This is a genomic window from Cupriavidus sp. 22TCCZM01-5 (assembly GCF_057798915.1).
This window is the reverse complement of sequence record NZ_JBYOJR010000036.1, coordinates 1-18,615: the sequence shown is the minus strand read 5'-3', so window position 1 is coordinate 18,615 and position 18,615 is coordinate 1. Positions and strand designations below refer to the sequence as shown.

The following is an 18,615-nucleotide window of genomic DNA, read 5'->3' as shown; positions in this document are numbered from 1 at the left end:
GGGGGAATCATGGGGACGTTATTCCGAATGGCCACAGGTGTGCTCCTGATGGCTCAAATTGGTACAAGCAGCGGCCAGGACGTAGCGCGGATCGCGCGGGGAAAATACCTAATGGAGGGCGTGGTGGCTTGCGGCAATTGCCATATCGCTCGAGGTGAGAAGGGCGAGCCGATCTTCTCCAGGGGCCTGTCTGGCGGCATGGTCTTCGACGAGCCGCCGTTTAAGGCCTACGCGCCCAACCTTACCCCTGACCCTGAGACTGGCATCGGAAAATGGACCGATGCTCAGCTTGGCAAGGCGATCCGTGAAGGCATTCGACCGGACGGGAGCATTATCGGTCCGCCTATGCCAATCGAGTTCTACCGGCGTATGTCTGATGCCGATTTGGCAGCGATCATTGCGTATTTGAGGGTGCAGCCACCCGTGAAGAACGCCGTCGAGAAGTCCAAGTACAACGTCCCATTGCCGCCGAACTATGGCCCGGCCGTGAAGGGCATTCGTGCCCCCTCCCCTAAGGAAACGATCAAGTACGGGGAGTACCTCGCCAATATCGGGCATTGCATGGAATGTCACACGCCGCGCGATGAGAAGGGAATGCTTCAGCTCACGCGTCTAGGCGCCGGCGGCCAAGTGTTCAAGGGACCCTGGGGCGAGAGTGTTGCGCGCAATCTGACTCCGCATGAAAGTGGCCTAAAGGGTTGGAATAAGACAGAGATCGCCCTGGCCATTCGCGGCATAGACAAGAACGGCGCTCACTACAAACCGCCCATGGCGTTCGATTGGTACAAAAATATCAACGCCTCCGACATGAACGCGCTGGTCGCATACCTTGGATCACTCAGACCACAGCCATTCGCCGGCAGAGAGTAGTCCCCCCCTGGCACATCCACTCGAAGAGTTCCCGTAGCGTTACGTTGATCAGGCAAACTTCCCAATGGTTAGGGGATCGCTGATCAATGAGGTCTGCGCTTGATGTTGCGCAGGTCAAGGACTTCGGTTTCCGCAACGCGGGAGAGATGGGCCTAGTCAAGCCGCTTTTCTCCGTTCGCATCTTTCCTGGCGTGCTTTGCGCGCCGCTCTTGAGTGGCTGCGGCTTGAGGCGAGGAAATGCCAGCGAGGCTCTCTTTTCGTACCTATTATCCAATCCGTCAACGCAAGGAATCGCCCGTGGCAATGAGACGGCGTTTCGTTGCAATGACCACCGGTGCCTGTAGCGGGCCACGACTGTCCACCAGTCCGTGACCGCCACACACTTTCGGTTCCCGATGCGGGCCAGGGCCCGGCGAAGCCTGTAGTGACTTGCAGGATTCGCGCCCCGGGGTGTCGCTGCAGTTCATTTCCCGCCGAGCGTTCCCATGGTTGGTGCAGGCACCGGACGACGCCCTTGTCCCCAATCGCCCAAGTTCCTTGGGCCATGCAAAGAGGAATGTCGACTATGTCCAGTTCTGTTCGTTCCGAAGGCAGTCAGCCACAGCCTGGCGATGACCACGGCTCTACCCGCGTGCCGCTAAGCCTGACGGTCAATGGCACGCTGCATCGCCTCGATATCGACCCGCGCGAATCGCTGCTCGACGTCCTGCGCGAGCGCCTGGATCTCACGGGCACGAAGAAGGGATGCAACCAGGGCGCATGCGGCGCCTGCACGGTGCTGGTGAACGGGCGCAGGATCAACAGCTGCCTTGCGCTTGCCGCCATCTGTAATGACGCGCACGTCAGCACGATTGAAGGCCTGTCGACGGTCGACGGCGAATTGCATCCGCTACAGGCCGCGTTTATCGCGCACGACGGGTTTCAATGTGGATTCTGCACGGCCGGCCAGATCATGTCGGGCGTAGCCTGCATTGGCGAGGGTCATGCCACTTCGCCCGAGGAAGTGCGCTTCTGGATGAGCGGCAACATCTGCCGGTGCGGGGCCTACCCGGGAATCGTCGCGGCGGTCGCCGAAGTTGGAGGGAGGAAGCAGCCATGATCCCGTTCATACTGCAGAAGGCCAGCTCGGAAGCGGAAGCGCTGGTGGCCGCCGCGGGTGGGGCGCGCTTTATCGCCGGCGGCACCACGCTGGTGGATCTGATGCGGGAGCACGTGGAGCAGCCCACGCGGCTGGTCGACATCAACGCACTGCCGCTTGGCCATATCCGCGTGGAGGGCGACGAGCTGGTCATCGGCGCGCTGGCCCGCATGTCCGATGTCGCTGCGCATCCCGATGTCTGCCGCCTCCATCCGGTGATTGCCGAGTCGCTGCTCGAGGGCGCCTCGCCCCAGCTACGCAACATGGCCAGCATCGGTGGCAACCTGCTCCAGCGCGTGCGCTGTCCTTACTTCCGCATGCTCGATGCGGCCTGCAACAAGCGCACCCCGGACAGCGGTTGCGCGGCCATCAACGGCCTGCATGCGGGCAATGCCATCCTGGGCGTCAGCGACCATTGCTCGGCAACACATCCGTCCGACCTTGCGGTTGCACTGGTCGCACTGGACGCGGTGGTCTATGTACACGGCCCAAACGGGTCACGCCACTTCCCCGTGGAAGACCTTTACCGGCTGCCCGGGACCACGCCGCATCTCGAACACGCCTTGGAGCCCGGCGAACTCATCATCGAGGTCAGGGTTCCACCGCTCCCTTATGCACGGAATGCGCGTTATCTAAAGGTGCGGGACCGGGCCTCATATGAATTTGCCCTGGTATCGGCCGCGGCAGCCTTCGAGGTTCGTGATGGCGCGATCCAGGGCGCACGCCTCGCATGCGGTGGCGTCGGCACCAGGCCGTGGCGCATGCGTGCTGCTGAAGTCGCCTTGCAAGGCAAAGCGCCGACGCGCGAAAGCTTCGAGGCGGCCGCGGTGACTACGATCGCAGACGCCGCTCCTCTGCCCGGCAACCGATATAAGGTTGAGCTGCTGCAACGGACCGTGGTCCGGGCCCTCGAACTCGCAGGAGAAGCCAGATGACGAACGCAAACCATATCGGCAAACCGCATGCCCGCATCGACGGGCGCGCCAAAGTGACCGGCAGGGCGCAGTATGCCGCTGACTTCAATCAACCCGGGCAAGCCTATGCGGTCATCGTGGGCGCTTCGATCGGACTGGGACGAGTAGTCGAGCTCAACACGGAAGCGGCGCGTAGGCTGCCAGGGGTCTTGGTGGTACTGACCCATGAGAACGCCCCGAAACTGGCGTATGCGCCCCACAAAGGCTTTATCGATCCGGCACACGGCGAACGTCTCCATGTCCTGCAGGACGATCATGTCCGCTTCTACGGCCAGCCGGTTGCCGTGGTCGTGGCACAGACCCTGGACCAAGCCGAGCACGCAGCCTGTCTGCTGCATATTCGCTATGCCGAGGAAACACCTGTTTCCGACCCGCTCGACAAGCGTGCCGAAGCCGTGGTGCCGGACGAAGCACGCGAGCCAGGCCCCCATTCGGCCGACCGGGTACGCGGCGACCCTGACGGCGCGCTGGCGGCGGCCGCGGTCAGCATCGATGCCAGCTACGATGCCGCGCGTGAAAATCACCTGCCGATCGAGCCGAATGCCACCATTGCAGCCTGGGAAGGCGAGCGGCTAACGCTCTGGAGCAAGAGCCAGTTTGTGGTCAACGAGCAGGCCGAGATCGCGGCGATCTTCGGCATCCCGGCTGAGAATGTCCACGTCATCTGCCCGTTTATCGGCGGCGCTTTTGGCACCAGCCTGCGCACGTGGCCGCATGTCACGCTGGCGGCGATCGCCGCGCGCGAGGTCGGCAGGCCCGTCAAGCTGGTGCTGTCGAGGCGGCAAACCTTTCATCTTGCGGGGCACCGGCCACGCACGGTCCAGCGCGTGGCGCTGGCGGCGACGCCGGAGGGCAGGCTGACCGGCATCGTGCATGAAGGCACCGGTGAAACCAGCCGCTATGAGCAGTTCACTGAAGCGCTCACAGCGGTGACGCCTTTCCTGTATAGCTGCCCTAATGTGCGCACGCGCTACCGGCTGGTGCCACTGGATATCAGCACACCGACCTATATGCGGGGTCCGGGCGAAGCCACGGGCGTCTTTGCGCTGGAATGCGCAATGGACGAGCTGGCCCATGCCCTCCGGATGGATCCGCTGGAGCTGCGCCGTCGCAATGAACCCCGGCTCGACGAGGGCCTGCAACTGCCCTTCTCCAGCCGCTCCATGCTTGCCTGCTACGAGCGCGGCGCCGACGCGTTCGGCTGGGCCCGCCGCACGCTGGCGCCCGGCTCGATGCGAGACGGCCGCCTGCGCATCGGCTGGGGCATGGCCTGTGCCACTTACCCGGTCTTCCATGGCCAGGCCAGCGCCCGCGTGCGCCTGCTTGCTGATGGCACCGCCGAAGTGGAAGCCGCAGCCAGCGACATGGGACCTGGCACCTACACCTCGATCACGCAGATCGCCGCCGAGACGCTGGGGCTGCCAATGGACAGCGTGCGCTTCAGCCTTGGCCGCTCGGATTTCCCGCCCACCCCGCCACATGGCGGCTCCATGACCCTCGCTTCGGTCGGCTCCGCCGTGCGCTCCGCCTGCATGGCGGCGCTGGACCTGCGCCAAGCGCGCGCAGGCCGCACCGATGGCGGCATTGAAGCCAGTGCCACGGCGGGTCCCGATGCCGAATTGCGCAGCCGCTTCTCCATGCATGCCTTCGGTGCGGTGTTCGTGGAAGTCGCAATCGATCCCGATGTCGGTACGATCCGCGTCCGGCGCGTGGTCGGCGCCTATGGCGCGGGTCGTATCGTGAATCCGCGGCTTGCAGCCAGCCAGTGCACGGGCGGGATGGTCGGCGGCATCGGCATGGCGCTGATGGAGCGGACCGCCCTCGATGCGCGCGATGGCCGGCCCGTGAATGCCCATATGGCGGATTACCTCGTGCCCGTCAACCTGGATATCCAGGCGCTCGAAGCGCATTTTGTCGACGAGGTCGATCCCCATGTGAACGAGCTAGGCGTAAAGGGACTGGGGGAAATCGCGCTGGTGGGCGTGGCGCCGGCCGTGGCTAACGCGGTGTTTCACGCAACCGGCAAGCGAGTGCGGGAGTTGCCGATCCGCATCGAGCATCTGGTCGAACACTAGTGCGCATCCGCACGGGCCTGCCCTTGCACGCCACCGCGGGCGGGCGTGCCGACCTGTTCACGTTGCATGGCAATGCGATCATGGACGAGGGAGTTCGAATTGCCGAGAGCCAGAAGCCCAGTTAGCTGACGGTCACTGCCTCATCGCGACGCCGCATCGCATGCTATATGGCGCGGAGAGACATGCGTAGCAGGTACGACCTGCGCCTGAGGCGCGTTGCGCCCCGTACCCCAGTCTCAGGCCCCCGATCTGCTCAGCAACACGGGGGCATTGCGATAGAGATCGGGAAAGATCTGCTTCAGGTTGCCGATCTTGGGCAGGTCGTTGATCACGATGTATGGGTGGTGCGGATTCTTCGTCAGGAAGTCCTGGTGATAGGCTTCCGCCGGGTAGAACCCTTTGTAGTCCTCCACGCGCGTCACGATCGGTGCGCGGAACGACTTGGCTGCCCCAAGCTGGGCAATATAGGCCTCGGCAATCGCGCGCTGCGCCGGCGTGACCGGAAAGATCGCGGAGCGGTATTGGGTGCCGTGATCGGGCCCCTGGTAGTTGAGCTGGGTCGGGTTGTGTGCCACCGAGAAGAAGACCTGCAGCAGCTTGCCGTAGCTGACTTGCGCCGGGTCGTAGCGGATTTCGACGGATTCCGCGTGGCCCGTCGTGCCTGAGCCAACCTTCTCGTACTGCGCCGTGCTGGCCGCGCCGCCAGCATAGCCTGATGTCACACGCGTCACGCCACGCACGTGCTCGAATACGCCCTGCACACCCCAAAAGCAGCCGCCCGCGAACACGGCCGTCTCGATGTGGGCATCACCGGGCTTCTCGTCCTGCGAGGGGGCGGGAATGCGTACCGCATCCTCCGCGGATAATGCGGGCCGCCCCCAGATTCCGGCAGCCGCCACCAGCATGGAGACACCCATCAGCCTAAGCGTTGTGAAGCGCGTCAAGCGCTGCAGTGTTGCGATCGCGTTCATGTGAATCTCCTTGGGTTCAAAAGGTTAGCCGAATGTGAAGGCATAAGCCTCCACGCCGGGATCGAGGAATTCGATGGCAAACGTGCGGTCCCTGATCTCGCCGTCCTGCCGCACCAGTTGGTAGAGGCGCTGGGCGGTGACCTCGCCGGTTCCATCCGGCGCGGTGTCGGTGCCGTGCGACGTGCCTGGCTCGGCGCCGTCGATCGTCACGCGGAACCTGACCGGCTTGCCGTCCTGGGCCGGACCGAGCACGAGGTGCAGGTCGCGTGCGTGGAAGCGGTAGACGATGCGTCCGTTCGGGCGGTCAAGCGTGGCGCGCTCCGCGCCGATGCGCCAGTTGCCGGCAAGGCCCCATTGATTCAGGTCGGGCTTCGCGGGCGCCGTGTAGTCCTTGGGCCGGTCATGCGCCGCGCCGCCAGGCGAGCCGAAGTTCTCCGCGCGTTCGTATCCAACATAGGTCTCCGGCGATCGTATCGCACCGTTGTCCGCCGCCATCTGCACCCCACTGCCGGTCTTGTCGTTCAACGTGGCCGGCATGGCCATCGCGATCTTCGCCACATCGGCGTGGCCGGCTTCTTCCAGCAGTTGGCGGATCACGGCTTCCGAGTGTTCGTATTCACCTTCGCCGAAATGGTGGAAGCGAATTCGGCCCTGCGCGTCGATGAAGTAGTGCGCGGGCCAGTACTGGTTGCCGAAGGCGCGCCAGATGGCGAAGTTGTTGTCAATCGCCACAGGATAGGTCACGCCGAGCTCGCGGGAGGCCCTCTTCACGTTGTCAATATTGCGCTCGAACGCGAATTCCGGTGCGTGGACGCCGATGACGACGAGCCCCTGGTCCTTGTACTTGTTGGCCCACGCCTTCACGTAGGGCAGCGTGCGCAGGCAGTTGATGCAGGAGTAGGTCCAGAAGTCGACCAGCACGACCTTGCCGCGCAGGCCCTCGGCAGTCAGCGGAGGGGAGTTCAGCCATTCGACGGCACCGTTGAGTCCCGGGAACAGGCCTTCGACCGGCAGCGCCGCTGCCCTGCCCCCGGCACGCGTCATCATCGCGCCCCCACTGGCGTCGCCCGGCACCGCGCCTTTCGGATTCGCGCTCGTCATCATCGTGCCGTCCTGCTTGTCGGCGGCCTTGTTGCCGGCCAGCCTGTTGACGAGGTGCTGCTCCAGTCCGCCCGAGGCAATCGTCGAGACACGCGCCAGCACGCCGGTATCGAGACCCAGCCCGATCGCCACCACGCCGACGAGCATGGCGGCGCCAATGCCGCGGCGTATCCATTCGCCAGCGTCGAGCGAACGCTTCATGGCCGCGAACACCCGTCCCCCGATCAGCAGGGCTACCGCCAGTGACGTCGCCGCGCCGGCCGCATACGCCAGCAGCAGCAGCGTGGTACCAAGGTTGGCGCCTTGCAGTGCCGCGCCGGTCAGGACGAGGCCCAGGATCGGTCCCGCGCAGGGCGCCCAGAGCAGCCCAGTGGCGATGCCCAGCAGGAACGACGAGGCCGGGCTCGCTGCACGGCCATCGGCTTGCGCGAAGTTGGACAGGCGGCTGCCTGCGCTGACCAGCGGGCGCATCAGCCGCTCGGCAAGCTGCGGTAGCAGCAGCGTCAGGCCGAACACGGCCAGCAGCGCAATGGCGAGCCAGCGTCCATACTGGTTGGCTTGCGCCACCCAGCCGCCGCCCACGGCCGCCAGCGTGGCCACCAGCGCGAAGGTGATGCCCATGCCGGCCAGCAGCGGCAGGCCGCTGCGCGCGAAGGGCTGGTCCGCGCGTGCGAATACGAACGGCAGTACGGGCAGGATGCAGGGGCTCAGGATGGTGAGCGCACCGCCGAGATAGGCAAGGATCAGGAGCAGCATGGTTTGTACGTGTGGACAGGGAGGGCTTCACGGAAGTCGTCAGGCGACGGGCCGGAATGTCATGGCGACCCCGTTCATGCAATAGCGCAGGCCGGTCGGCTTCGGGCCATCGTCGAAGACATGTCCCAGGTGACCGCCGCAGCGCCGGCAATGGACCTCGGTGCGCAGCATGCCGAAGGTACGGTCCTCGGTGGTACCCACGGCATTCTCCAGCGGTGCCCAGAAGCTGGGCCAGCCGGTCCCGCTGTCGAACTTGGTCTTCGAGGAGAACAAGTCGAGCTCGCAGCCGGCACAGGCAAAGATGCCGTTGCGATGCTCGCCGTTGAGCGGGCTGCTGAAGGGTCGCTCCGTGCCCTCGTTGCGCAGCACGGCGTACTGGGCCGGGGACAGTTTCCGGCGCCACGCCTCGTCGCTCATGGTGACCTCGAAGCGTTCCGCTGCCTTGCGGGTTTCGCCAGCAATCGCCGCGCCGCCGGCCAGCGCACGCCAGCCGCCCATGGCGGCAAGCGTGGCGGCCAAGGTGCCGCCGGACAATAAAAAGCGCCTGTTGATGCGCATGATGGCCTCCTATGCAGGTGAGGGCGGCGCAGGTCTGGCCAGCACTTCCGCTGGCTGTTCCTGTCGCGCCACTGCTGCATTTAAGGTGACCGGTGTATCTGGCCTGTAGTGCCTTGCGACGCGGGTTGTCAGCGCAAGTAGCCAGACTCCAGCTTGATACACAGCGATACAAGAATCCGATGGGACCGCCCTGAAGGTGACGCCGGCACGATGTAGCGGCCGCCGGTCATCCGCGGCCCCATGATGACGATTCTGGTCCTTTTTGGGGTGGCCGTCTCTATAGGCCAGCGGCTCCCAGTCGGCTCGCCCGGAATCGCTTCAGTGAAGTGACTGTTGCCTCGAATCGAGCAACCACTCCAGTTCCTGCACCTTCAACGAAGTTGGAACATCAGAACATCCCTTATGTCCGTTCGTTGCCGGTTCGTGTTGGCGGCGGGCTATGGCCTGAGCCGGCCATGAGCGGCCATTCCGCGCTTGCGAGCTATACTCCCCGGCCCGGCAATCTGCGTGATACGACAAGGCCTAATGAAAGCAAGAAAATTATTCGCTTCGCTAGGAGCGTTGGTGTTGACTCAACCATCACTATCCTTCGCGCAAAACATCAACGGGAAAAATCTTTACACACAGAGATGCGCGACGTGCCACGGCGCAGATATCAAGGGCACGGGGCCATTGGCCAAGAAAAGCAATCCCCCCACGCCTGATCTCACAACTGCTGCGTTCAAAAAGCGACTCAATGATTATCCGGGCGTCATTGTTTCATCGGTAATACTTCGTCCGAACGGGGACCTGATTCCGAGAACTTTGAGGGAGAACGGCGTAAAGCTGGCGCCGCACTCCTGGACCGTTCAGGATTTTCGCGATTTGAATAAATACATGAGTGACGTGATTTCCAAAAGCAGATGATTGCGTGTTGACCGTCTGACCGCGATGGGTCCGTTCTGAGACCCTCCCCTCAAGATCGCGGCCAACCCTGCCGTTCCGGGCCGATCGGGCATTCCGATCCAATAATTTTCAGTCGCCGGCAACGGCCGCACATGCGACGTCATACGCGCCGACGGCGGCTGGCGCAGTCGGGGTGAGCTGTGGGCGGGCACGATGGACAAGCTGGCGTGGCCGCCCACGCTGGGCATCAGGACGCGGCGCGCGCGGCGAAGGTGATCCGAGGTGCGAGGCGGTTGATGAGCCAATCTCCACGGTCACTGCATGTCAACTCGCATTCCACGTCAGCCAACAGGGCCGGCACCACCTTGTCCAAGGGGAGCGTTGGCGCTGCACCTGTGTCGGAGCGATAGACGGTCAGACCGAAGGCCACCTTAGCCACGGATCCGCCCTGCTCCAGGACAACAAAATTGCTGACATAGTGTCGAGTGAACAGCGTTGCGGACCGCTTGCTCAGGGAAGCAAGGATCTGTTCTCGCCCGAGCAGTGCATGACTGCCATGATCCCAAATACCATCTGGCATGAAGCACGCAGATACACCAGGATAGTCTTGTCGGTCGAGGGCGTGATACATGCGGATCACCGTTTGCTCGCCGCCAACAACAATGGAAAGAGTCTCTGGGTTGTTCATGGTTCCATTACCTGAAATGCCACGCCGAAGCCGGACGGCGCCAGCATGGCCCGTCCGGACGATCGCGCGACTGGCGCGCAAGAATTGTGCTTTGGGAGGCGAAGCCTCCTCAGGACTAACGCTTGGTTAGGCCACCTTCCTCAGGAAGCCTTGTTGCGCGCCATTGCGATTGGGCGCGAAGCCGTTTTCCTGCAGTGTTTCCTCCACCGTGTCATAGAAGACGCCGATCTTGCACATTTCGCGCGCTTGCTGGGCGGTCGCGATCGGGCGACTCATCTCTTGCGAGATACGCACCAGTTGCTCGATCTGGGCCACCGTACCCATTTTCTCGGTACGGGTCTGGTTCCAGAGCGTGTCTTCGGTGCCGCAGCGCACATGCAGCCCCATCGCAATACCAATCGTGTTCACCGGGAGCACGTTGAGTACCGAGCTTTCCACCGTCAAAACAGCGCCATCCGGCACGGCGCGCACGAAATTGGCCAAGCTATAGATACTCGGCGAGTCCATGCCCCCGCCAATCGCGACCCAGTTCAGGACCAGCGGGCCCTGGTAGATGCCGCGGCGCATCAGTCGTTCCACAGACTCGAAGCTGTTGATGTTGTAGCACTGGAACGCGCTCTGGATCCCCGCCGCGCTCAGCCGGCGGACGTGCTCCTCGACCCAGCCCGGCTGCGCCGGCACGGTCATCTCTTTGTAGGCATTGAAGACCGCCGGGTCTTCCATGGAACTGCCCACGATGTCGCGATGATCAAACTGCTCGAGGATGTTCATCTGTGACGTATTTACGGTAACCGTAACCTGGTCGGGTTTCGGGTCGAGTTCGGCCAGCATGTGGCGCGTGTCGTCAGAGAGCCACTTTGCAGCCGCGCCTTCCGTTTCCGGAGCGAAGCTGATCGAGCCGCCGACCTGGATGATCATCTCCGGTACCCGGGCGCGCACGCCAGCGATCAGCTCATTGAACTTGGACAGACGCTTGGAGCCTTTGCCATCGAGTTCCCGTACATGCAGGTGCAGTACGGTGGCACCCGCGTTGTAGCAATCCACCGCTTTCTGGATTTGCTCTTCCATGGTGACGGCGATGTCCTCGGGAAAGTCCGATGGCATCCACGAGGGAGCGTAAGGCGCAGCCGTGATAATCAGCGGTTGCTGGTTTTCGGGGAACAGGTGTCCGTCAAGGAAGTTCATGGTAATGACAGGAAGAGCATCTACGAGGGTCCCGGGACTGCCGACTGCGGAAGGCCATTCAGGCTTCACTGACGCCTAACACCGGGGGTGCTACGGCGCGTTGGACAGGCGAATCATTCCCTAGGGAGGCTTGCCAAGCAGTATTGGCGAAGACGTCGTCCCGCATTTGATTTTCCGGGACACTCATTTGACAATACGGGACACCGAGAAGGCACTACCTGCGCGAGAAGATAACCGCCCGGTCAGCACCGTCCTTGACGGTGCTGGACGATGACTATCGGCGTAGCGGCACGGCGTAGCGGCAGTTAGCTGCCAGCGGCGGGTTATTACAGGGGACCGCCCTCACATTAAGCCTTCGATGGTGGATTAAAAATCATTTTTTGGTCTGTGCTTGCGCCGCGCGCGGCGTGGACTACGCTTTAGGAGCGTTCGCGTAGCGCACATCCATTCGGCCCATCCAGAATGGCTCCTTCCCAAATCGACCCAGGCCGCACCACTTCAGAGAAGAAAAAACCATGCGAAAACTGTTTGCTGCCGTCGCCCTCATGCTTGCCATCACCCAGCCTTTGCAAGCACAGGTCAAGCCGTACCCGCCAGGCTTCCGCCAGCAGAATATCCGGACTGACGGGGCGACCCTGTTTGTGCGTGTAGGGGGCAGAGGGCCGGCGGTGGTATTGCTGCATGGGTTCGGCGACACTGGCGACATGTGGGCGCCATTGGCTGCCGAGCTGGCACGCACACATACCGTGGTGGTGCCGGATCTGCGTGGAATGGGGCTATCGTCACACCCTGATGGTGGCTATGACAAGCGCACGCAGGCTGGCGACATTCGGTCAGTGCTGACGCAACTGAATATCGATCAGGCGGACGTGGTCGGCCACGACATTGGCACCATGGTCGCATTTGCCTATGCGGCGCACTATCCGGACAAGACAAAGCGGCTGGTCGTGATGGACGCCCCGGTGCCGGGTGTTCCACCGTGGGAACAGATCGTGCGCATGCCCGCCCTCTGGCACTTCTCTTTCGGCGGCCCCGATGCGGAGCGGCTGGTGAAAGGCCGCGAGCGAATCTACTTGGACAGGTTCTGGAACGAATTCGCGGGGGATGCCTCGAAGATCGACGAAGCAACGCGGGTTCACTATGCGCGGCTCTATGCGCGCCCGGGCGCAATGCACTCCGCATTCGCGCAATTCCTGTCGATTCCGCAGGACGCCGAGGACAATCAGAAATCGCTGGCGACCAAGCTGACCATGCCTGTGCTGGCAATCGGCGGCGAGAAGTCCTTTGGCCAGAATGAAGCGATAGTCATGCGAAATGCCGCCAGCAACGTGCAGGAACTGGTCATTCCCAATGCCGGGCACTGGCTAATGGAAGAGCAGCCACAAGCTACCGTGGGCGCGATCGTTAATTTCCTCGCGCAATAACGCCAAGTCTCCCTCATTATTGACGGCGATGCGCATATCCATTGGCGGCGAAGCGAATTCGCTCAGTCCTGGAGGCCCGCCATCTGGCGGGCGGCCGACCGCGACCGGCCAGAAGCAGCCCTTCAGACGCCGACATATTCCAGGTGAATGATTGGGTATGGTCGCCCTTGCCCGTCAAGCGAAGAACGACCTGTGGGCTTGAAGCCCATTTTCTCGTAGAAGCCCAATGCTTGAGCGTTTTGCTCATTGACATCAGTTGTCATCTTGGGGTGAAGCAAAAGGCCGTGACGAACGAGTGCGCTACCAATGCCCTTCCCGCGGCAAGCGGGGTCAACGAACAAGGCCTCCATATGTCCGTTGTCGATGAACATAAGTGCCAATGGGTAATCATTGGCATCCACAGCGAACCAAAGCGGAACTTTTGGCAGAAAGTCGCAAACCATCTCGTCGATGGCTTGGCGATCCTCTTGGGACAGAAAGTCATGAGTAGCATCAACCGCGCGGCGCCAAATTTCAACAGCGCGTTCGCCCTCATCGGGACGGGAATTTCTAATAATAATCATTTTTTGATTATAAGCGCTGCACTACGCGGATCTGAGTCAGCAATGAAAAAGGCCGCCTCTGGGTGAAATCTCAGGGCGACGCCTCGAGGTGACTTTTGTTGGTGGTACGACTTGTCATTCCAATGCCCGCTCAGGGTCGTTCTTAGACGGCCGGCCCGACGGAGGGTCGAAGTCAGAGTCCGGCCGGGTACGGCCTCTACCAGATCATTGAAAGCTTTGGGCTGGGACGGCAGCGCTAAGGTGCATGTCTTCTCCGGCGGTTAAATCGGGCGAGTAGGCAACAGATGGTATGAGGGTTGCTTGGTCAGTTGCCATAGCGGGGCTACGCTCCAATCGTGTGCAATTTGGTCAGGGAGAATGCAAATGAAGCCTATTGTTCATCACTTTCACTCCCATCCGCCGCACCACGGGGCTAAGTATTACTCGGCCTTTGCTGGGGCCATGCTGGTGGTTGCCGCGGCCTACGTAATGGTCACCCTCATTCCCCAAGTCCTATGAACGGCATCAACCGGCGTCTTGCGTGCTGCAAAGAAGGAGCTGGACCTTTACGCTGAAACAGGGCTGCGCGGCAGATTCCCGGTGCGAATCGGACTGTCATTTAAGGTCTGGTGGATGAAGAGAAGGGTCGGATACCGACGGCCACCGGCCCCCTGCTTTCAGTACCGTCAACAAGAGCCAACGCCAGCCGGAGCACCCTTTCGAGCCGTCGGAATATCCCTGCTGGCATCAGGCTCACGAGGCAAAGGGCACTTGTGATAAACCAAAGTGATGTATCCGCTGACAATAAAGTCATCGAATCGAGCAGAGACAAGCAAAACCGAGCTTTTCTGACAGCCAGATCTCAGACTTTATTGTCGCGGTTTCTACGACTTTATTAACAAGAGACAAGGGGCGGCGATGCGCCCACTGGGCGCTTGGCGGTGGCGCGCTGGCGCTCCTGGCCCCTCGTCGTGAGCGCCTCGCCGGTCGGCAGCGCGTCCGGCAGCACGAGATCCTCAGGACTACATTTATGGAGCGTGGCAACCGACGGGAGGGGCCAGGATGGATCGGCGCGACAAGATTCACTACATCTTCTGCGCAGATGCTGACGTCGTTCTCAAACGGGCTGCGCCCGACGCGCAGGAAGAAGATCCTGCGCTCGTCTGCCCCTGCTTTGGTGCGGTCTCGCCAACAAGAAGGAACGAACCGGCGGCATCGTCTGTGCCGCGGCCGGTGGTGCCGCGGGTTCAGCGCTGGGCGGCAAGGTCTCGCGCAACAACCATTTCGATGACTACGAGAACGGAAATCGCGGCAGGCACGAGGGCCGAAAGAAGCATCGTCACGACGACTGAGAGAGGCCCTCGCCCACCTAGCGCTGCCCGATCCGTACTATTCCCTCTTGCGGCAGCGGCACCTGCAGCGTCGCCAGTAGCAGGCCCATGCCGGCGAGGATCCGGTACTGGCTGGCGATCTCCGTGTACTGGCTGGTCACATACGCGGTGCGGGCGCTGAAGTACTCGTTCTCCGCGTTCAAAAGATCAAGCAGACTGCGCTGGCCGATCCTGAACTGCTTGCCATAGCTGACGCGAGTGGCGTCGCTGGACTCGACATACTGCGCCAGGACGACAACGCGGTCGCGCGCGGTGAGGTAGGCGTTATAGGCCAACGACACCCCTTCCTGCACCTGCCTGCGGACTCGGTCCAGATTCTGTTCCGCCTCCTGGACCTGGTAGCCGGCCTCATTGATGCGGGCCTTGTCGGCATTGCCGTGGAATACGTTGTAGCGCAGGCGCAGCATGACGCTGCGCTCGTCGGTGGTGCCAAGCACGCGGTCCCGGTCCCGGTTCATGCCGACTTCGAGATCCAGCCTGGGCCACATGGCAGCCTTGGCCTGTGAACGCGCAGCCTGTGCTTCGGCAATATCGGCCTGCCCGGCGTTCAGCGAAGGATGGCTGGCATAGGCCACCCGCATGGCCTCCCCTTCCGTGGCAGGCAGCGCGCCAGCCAGCGAGGATGGCCGCGACAAGTCCCTGGGCGGGGCGCCCACCACGCGCAGGTATGACACCATGGCTTCCTGCAGACTGCCCTGCTCCGCCCTGAGGCTGGCCTGGGCCTGGGCCAGTCGGCTCTCGGCCTGATACAGGTCGGCGCGGCGCAGCACGCCGTTCTCTGCGCCCGTCCGGATCTGCTCGTGGATGTGCTGGTGCACCTCCACGTTGGCCATGGCGATAGCCACGGTCTCCTGCCGGCGCAGCACCTCCATATAGACGGCGACGGTCCGCAGCGCGATGTCTTCCGCGGTGGCGCCGACACGGTAAGCGGCGCCGTCAATCCTGGCGCCCTGGCGATCCACGTCGCTGCTGGTGGCGAAGCCGTCGAACAGCATCTGGGAGATCGTGACTCCGGCGGCATTGCTGTTATAGGAGGAATCGGCCAGTCCCATCAGGCGGGTGCTGTGACTGTCCAGGCGCACCCGACCGGTGGCGGCGTTGACATCGACGCGCGGCAGATAGCCGGCCCGGGCCTGCTTCAGGGCCTCGTCAGCGGCCAGCCGCCGGCTTCCAGCGGCCAAGACCTCGGGATTGGTCTGCACGGCCTGTTCCACCGCCTGCTGCAGCGTCTGCGCGCCAGCCACGGCGGGCAGCAACACGGCGGCCCAAAGCAGCACGCGTGCCAGCCGGCACGACGTCTTTCCCATCTTTCCCCCAGTCGGGTGCTGTTGCGGCTTGCCGTCCGATGCAGCGCGGCAAACCGCACGTCACCCATTTATTGTGTGCTTCAACTTCGCGGTTGTCCCGCAACTTCTTCCCGCGCGGCGACAATCACGCCGTGTGGATATTGCCGTTGCTCAGCAGCGTATTGAGATCGAGTCCTACCACGCCTTGCAGGATGGCCACGTCCTGGAACGCTGCGCCCGCGCCGCCGCCGTCCCGATCGACACTGACCACGGTATTGCCGCCAACCTCCGACAGGTGGATGAACTGCGCCAAATTGGCGCTGGTGACGGTCATACCCGACAGCAGGTCGGAAAGGTCCAGCACGTCCCCGCCCGACGCCGCGGACTTGACGTCGAAATCGGTGATCGTATCGACCGAGGCGGCATCGGCCCGCAGGAAGGCGAAGGTATCGGAGCCGGCGCCACCGGTGAGCACGTCCGCGCCGGCGCCGCCAATCAGCGTGTCGTTGCCACCACCGCCCATCAAAAGATCGTCGCCCGCCCCGCCCTGCAGCACGTCATTTCCGTCCGAACCGGTAATGCTGTCGTTGAACGATGACCCAATTATGCCTTCCATGTTCCTATAGGTATCGCTCCCGAGCCCGACATTGCCCAGGTTCACCGTGGTATCGGTGCTGCCCTGCGTCAGCGTCATCGTGATTGCGCCGGTGGCATCCGAGAAGTCCAGCAGGTCGATGCCGTCTCTGCCGTCGATGATGTCATTGCCGGCGCCGCCGCGAATGATGTCGTTGGCGTTGCTGCCAGTCAGGTTATCGCCGAACCGGGAGCCGATCACACCTTCCATATTGCGGTAAGTGTCCGTGTCGAGGCCGGCCACGGTGACCTGCACGCCGATGTCGCTTTGCACCAGCGTGAAATTGATGGCGCCGGTCGCGTCGGAGAAATCGAGCATGTCGATGCCGGCGCCGCCATCCAGGGTATCCTTGCCGGCGCCCCCACGCAGAACATCATTGCCGGCGCCCCCAAACAGCGTGTCGTCCCCAGTGCCACCGAGGAAGTAATCCGATACGCCAGCGCCTGTCAGGATATCTGACTGTTTGTCGCCATCGAGGTATGAAGCCTGGTAGTTCTTGGCTGACAGATCGACACTCGAGGGCCCGCTGGTAGATTCGACATAGACAGTGACAGTCGCAGTGCTGGTTCCACCCGCGCCATCAGCGATCGCATAGCTAAAGGTGCTGACCTGCTTGCCGCTCTGGAACGTGATGAAGTTGTGGTCGGGCGAAAGCGTCACGTTGGAGATGTCGCCTGACCCTGCATTGAATCCCGTAATGGACAATGCCCGCCCGTCGACGTCGGAGTCATTTCCCAGCAGAGCGCTTACCGGGATCAGGATGCCACTGGTGTCTCTCGACACATAGATGGCGTCATCCGCGGCCACGGGTGCGTCGTTGACCGGGTTGACCGTGATGGCGACCGTATCCGTATCGACCAATGCGCCATCGTCGGTCCGGATCTGCAACGATGCGGCACCGGCATAATCCTTGTCCCCGAGGAATGACATGCCATTGAGCGCGGCGTTGATGGCCGCATCGCTGCCCGTGAACGTCATGGTGCTGTCCGCGGTGCCGTCGCCCGCCAGGAACTGCAGCCCGGCAATGCCGTTCAGCGTGATCGCACCATGGCTCGCGCTCAGCGTCACGGTGTGCGTCGCGTTGTCCACATCGGTGATGCTCATGCCATTGCCCTTGGCAGCGCTGAACACCAGTGGCGTATCCTCATTCACCGTCTGCGCGACCGGCATAGTGTTCACGGCGGCATCATTAGCGCCGTTGATGTTGACCGTGATCGTCTGGCTTGCCGAGAGATCTGCCGAGCTGACGACCAGTGAGTCGGAAACATGCTGCCCTGCAGCCAGGCCTTCGGCCTTGCTGTTGTCCAGCGTGTAGGTCCAGGCGCCAGTGGTGCTATTGAAGGTGAAGCTGCCGTAGGTGCCTGCCAGGCTCTCCGGCGCCACCGCGGCAAAGTGCGCCTGGCCAGCGTCCACATCGTGCGCGGTCAGCGTGCCGCTGGCTGCTGAGTCTCCCGGCGTGGTGTTGCCCACCCCGCCGGCTTCGGTCACCGCCGTATCTTCACTCGCCGAGGCGGTGATGGTGGCACTGTCGTTGCTGCCGGTGATGTTGACCGTGATGGTCTGCTGGGCGGTCAGGTCCGCCGATTGCACCGTCAGCGTGTCGGTCACCTGCTGGCCCGCCGTCAGCGCATCGGCCTTGCCGTTGTCGAGCGTGTAGCTCCAGGCGCCGGTGCCGCTGTCGAACGTGAAGGTGCCGTAGGTGCCCGCGAGGCTTTCCGGCGCCACCGCGGCAAAGTGCGCCTGGCCAGCGTCCACATCGTGCGCGGTCAGCGTGCCGCTGGCCGAGGGATCTCCCGCGACCGCGTTATTGGCGCCACCGGCTTCGGTCACTATCGTGTCTTCACTTGCCGAGGCGGTGATGGTGGCACTGTCGTTGCTGCCGGTGATGTTGACCGTGATGGTCTGCTGGGCGGTCAGGTCCGCCGATTGCACCGTCAGCGTGTCGGTCACCTGCTGGCCCGCCGTCAGCGCATCGGCCTTGCCGTTGTCGAGCGTGTAGGTCCACGCGCCGGTGCCGCTGTCGAACGTGAAGGTGCCGTAGGTGCCCGCGAGGCTTTCCGGCGCCACCGCGGCAAAGTGCGCCTGGCCAGCGTCCACATCGTGCGCGGTCAGCGTGCCGCTGGCCGAGGGATCTCCC

14 protein-coding genes are annotated in these 18,615 nt (G+C 62.9%); 6 read left to right on the top strand and 8 right to left on the bottom strand.

The features are described from left to right. Positions 1-48 precede the first annotated feature (48 nt). From AC3FNH_RS26520 to AC3FNH_RS26505, 4 genes are all read left to right on the top strand, one after another. Complete coding sequence (locus AC3FNH_RS26520) at positions 49-870, top strand: c-type cytochrome (RefSeq protein WP_488722186.1); 822 nt, start codon at positions 49-51, stop codon at positions 868-870. Between the two features lie 565 nt (positions 871-1,435). Then, on the top strand, positions 1,436-1,969 hold the full coding sequence (locus AC3FNH_RS26515; RefSeq protein ID WP_488722185.1) for a (2Fe-2S)-binding protein: 534 nt from the start codon (positions 1,436-1,438) through the stop codon (positions 1,967-1,969). Next, entirely contained in the window at positions 1,966-2,943 is a 978-nt protein-coding gene (locus AC3FNH_RS26510) for an FAD binding domain-containing protein (RefSeq protein ID WP_488722184.1), read from the top strand. Before AC3FNH_RS26515 ends, AC3FNH_RS26510 begins: the two co-directional genes overlap by 4 nt. Continuing rightward, positions 2,940-5,057, top strand: a complete 2,118-nt coding sequence (locus AC3FNH_RS26505; protein WP_488722183.1) for a xanthine dehydrogenase family protein molybdopterin-binding subunit — start codon at positions 2,940-2,942, stop codon at positions 5,055-5,057. Before AC3FNH_RS26510 ends, AC3FNH_RS26505 begins: the two co-directional genes overlap by 4 nt. A gap of 236 nt (positions 5,058-5,293) precedes the next feature. Here AC3FNH_RS26505 and msrA read toward each other — a convergent pair whose 3' ends face one another. The 3 genes from msrA to msrB are packed head-to-tail and all read right to left on the bottom strand — an operon-like array spanning position 5,294 to position 8,443. Then, entirely contained in the window at positions 5,294-6,028 is a 735-nt protein-coding gene (gene msrA, locus AC3FNH_RS26500) for a peptide-methionine (S)-S-oxide reductase MsrA (RefSeq protein ID WP_488722182.1), read from the bottom strand. Between the two features lie 24 nt (positions 6,029-6,052). After that, positions 6,053-7,885 (bottom strand): cytochrome c biogenesis protein DipZ, encoded by a 1,833-nt coding sequence (locus tag AC3FNH_RS26495; protein ID WP_488722181.1) that lies wholly within the window; start codon positions 7,883-7,885, stop codon positions 6,053-6,055. Positions 7,886-7,924: 39 nt separating this feature from the next. Beyond that, positions 7,925-8,443 (bottom strand): peptide-methionine (R)-S-oxide reductase MsrB, encoded by a 519-nt coding sequence (gene msrB, locus AC3FNH_RS26490; protein ID WP_488722180.1) that lies wholly within the window; start codon positions 8,441-8,443, stop codon positions 7,925-7,927. A gap of 525 nt (positions 8,444-8,968) precedes the next feature. On the opposite strand from msrB, the gene AC3FNH_RS26485 reads away from it, so the two are divergent. Beyond that, positions 8,969-9,349, top strand: a complete 381-nt coding sequence (locus AC3FNH_RS26485) for a c-type cytochrome (protein WP_488722179.1) — start codon at positions 8,969-8,971, stop codon at positions 9,347-9,349. A 226-nt stretch (positions 9,350-9,575) separates the two neighbouring features. Here the strand turns inward: AC3FNH_RS26485 and AC3FNH_RS26480 are convergent, their stop codons facing one another. Next, entirely contained in the window at positions 9,576-10,016 is a 441-nt protein-coding gene (locus tag AC3FNH_RS26480) for a nuclear transport factor 2 family protein (protein WP_488722178.1), read from the bottom strand. A gap of 126 nt (positions 10,017-10,142) precedes the next feature. Further along, positions 10,143-11,201: a beta-keto acid cleavage family enzyme gene (locus tag AC3FNH_RS26475; RefSeq protein ID WP_276102861.1), complete on the bottom strand. Its 1,059-nt coding sequence runs from the start codon at positions 11,199-11,201 to the stop codon at positions 10,143-10,145. Positions 11,202-11,716: 515 nt separating this feature from the next. On the opposite strand from AC3FNH_RS26475, the gene AC3FNH_RS26470 reads away from it, so the two are divergent. After that, the gene (locus AC3FNH_RS26470; RefSeq protein ID WP_488722177.1) at positions 11,717-12,625 is read left to right on the top strand and encodes an alpha/beta fold hydrolase; all 909 of its coding nucleotides are present in this window, start codon (positions 11,717-11,719) and stop codon (positions 12,623-12,625) included. 122 nt (positions 12,626-12,747) lie between these two features. On the opposite strand, the gene AC3FNH_RS26465 is transcribed toward AC3FNH_RS26470, so the two are convergent. From AC3FNH_RS26465 to AC3FNH_RS26455, 3 genes are all read right to left on the bottom strand, one after another. Beyond that, complete coding sequence (locus AC3FNH_RS26465) at positions 12,748-13,188, bottom strand: acetyltransferase (protein ID WP_488722176.1); 441 nt, start codon at positions 13,186-13,188, stop codon at positions 12,748-12,750. 1,348 nt (positions 13,189-14,536) lie between these two features. Continuing rightward, a complete protein-coding gene (locus AC3FNH_RS26460) occupies positions 14,537-15,865 on the bottom strand; it encodes a TolC family outer membrane protein (protein WP_488722175.1) in 1,329 nt (442 codons plus the stop codon). A 124-nt stretch (positions 15,866-15,989) separates the two neighbouring features. Then, the coding region (locus AC3FNH_RS26455; protein ID WP_488722174.1) for a beta strand repeat-containing protein at positions 15,990-18,615 on the bottom strand (2,626 nt) is incomplete at its 5' end.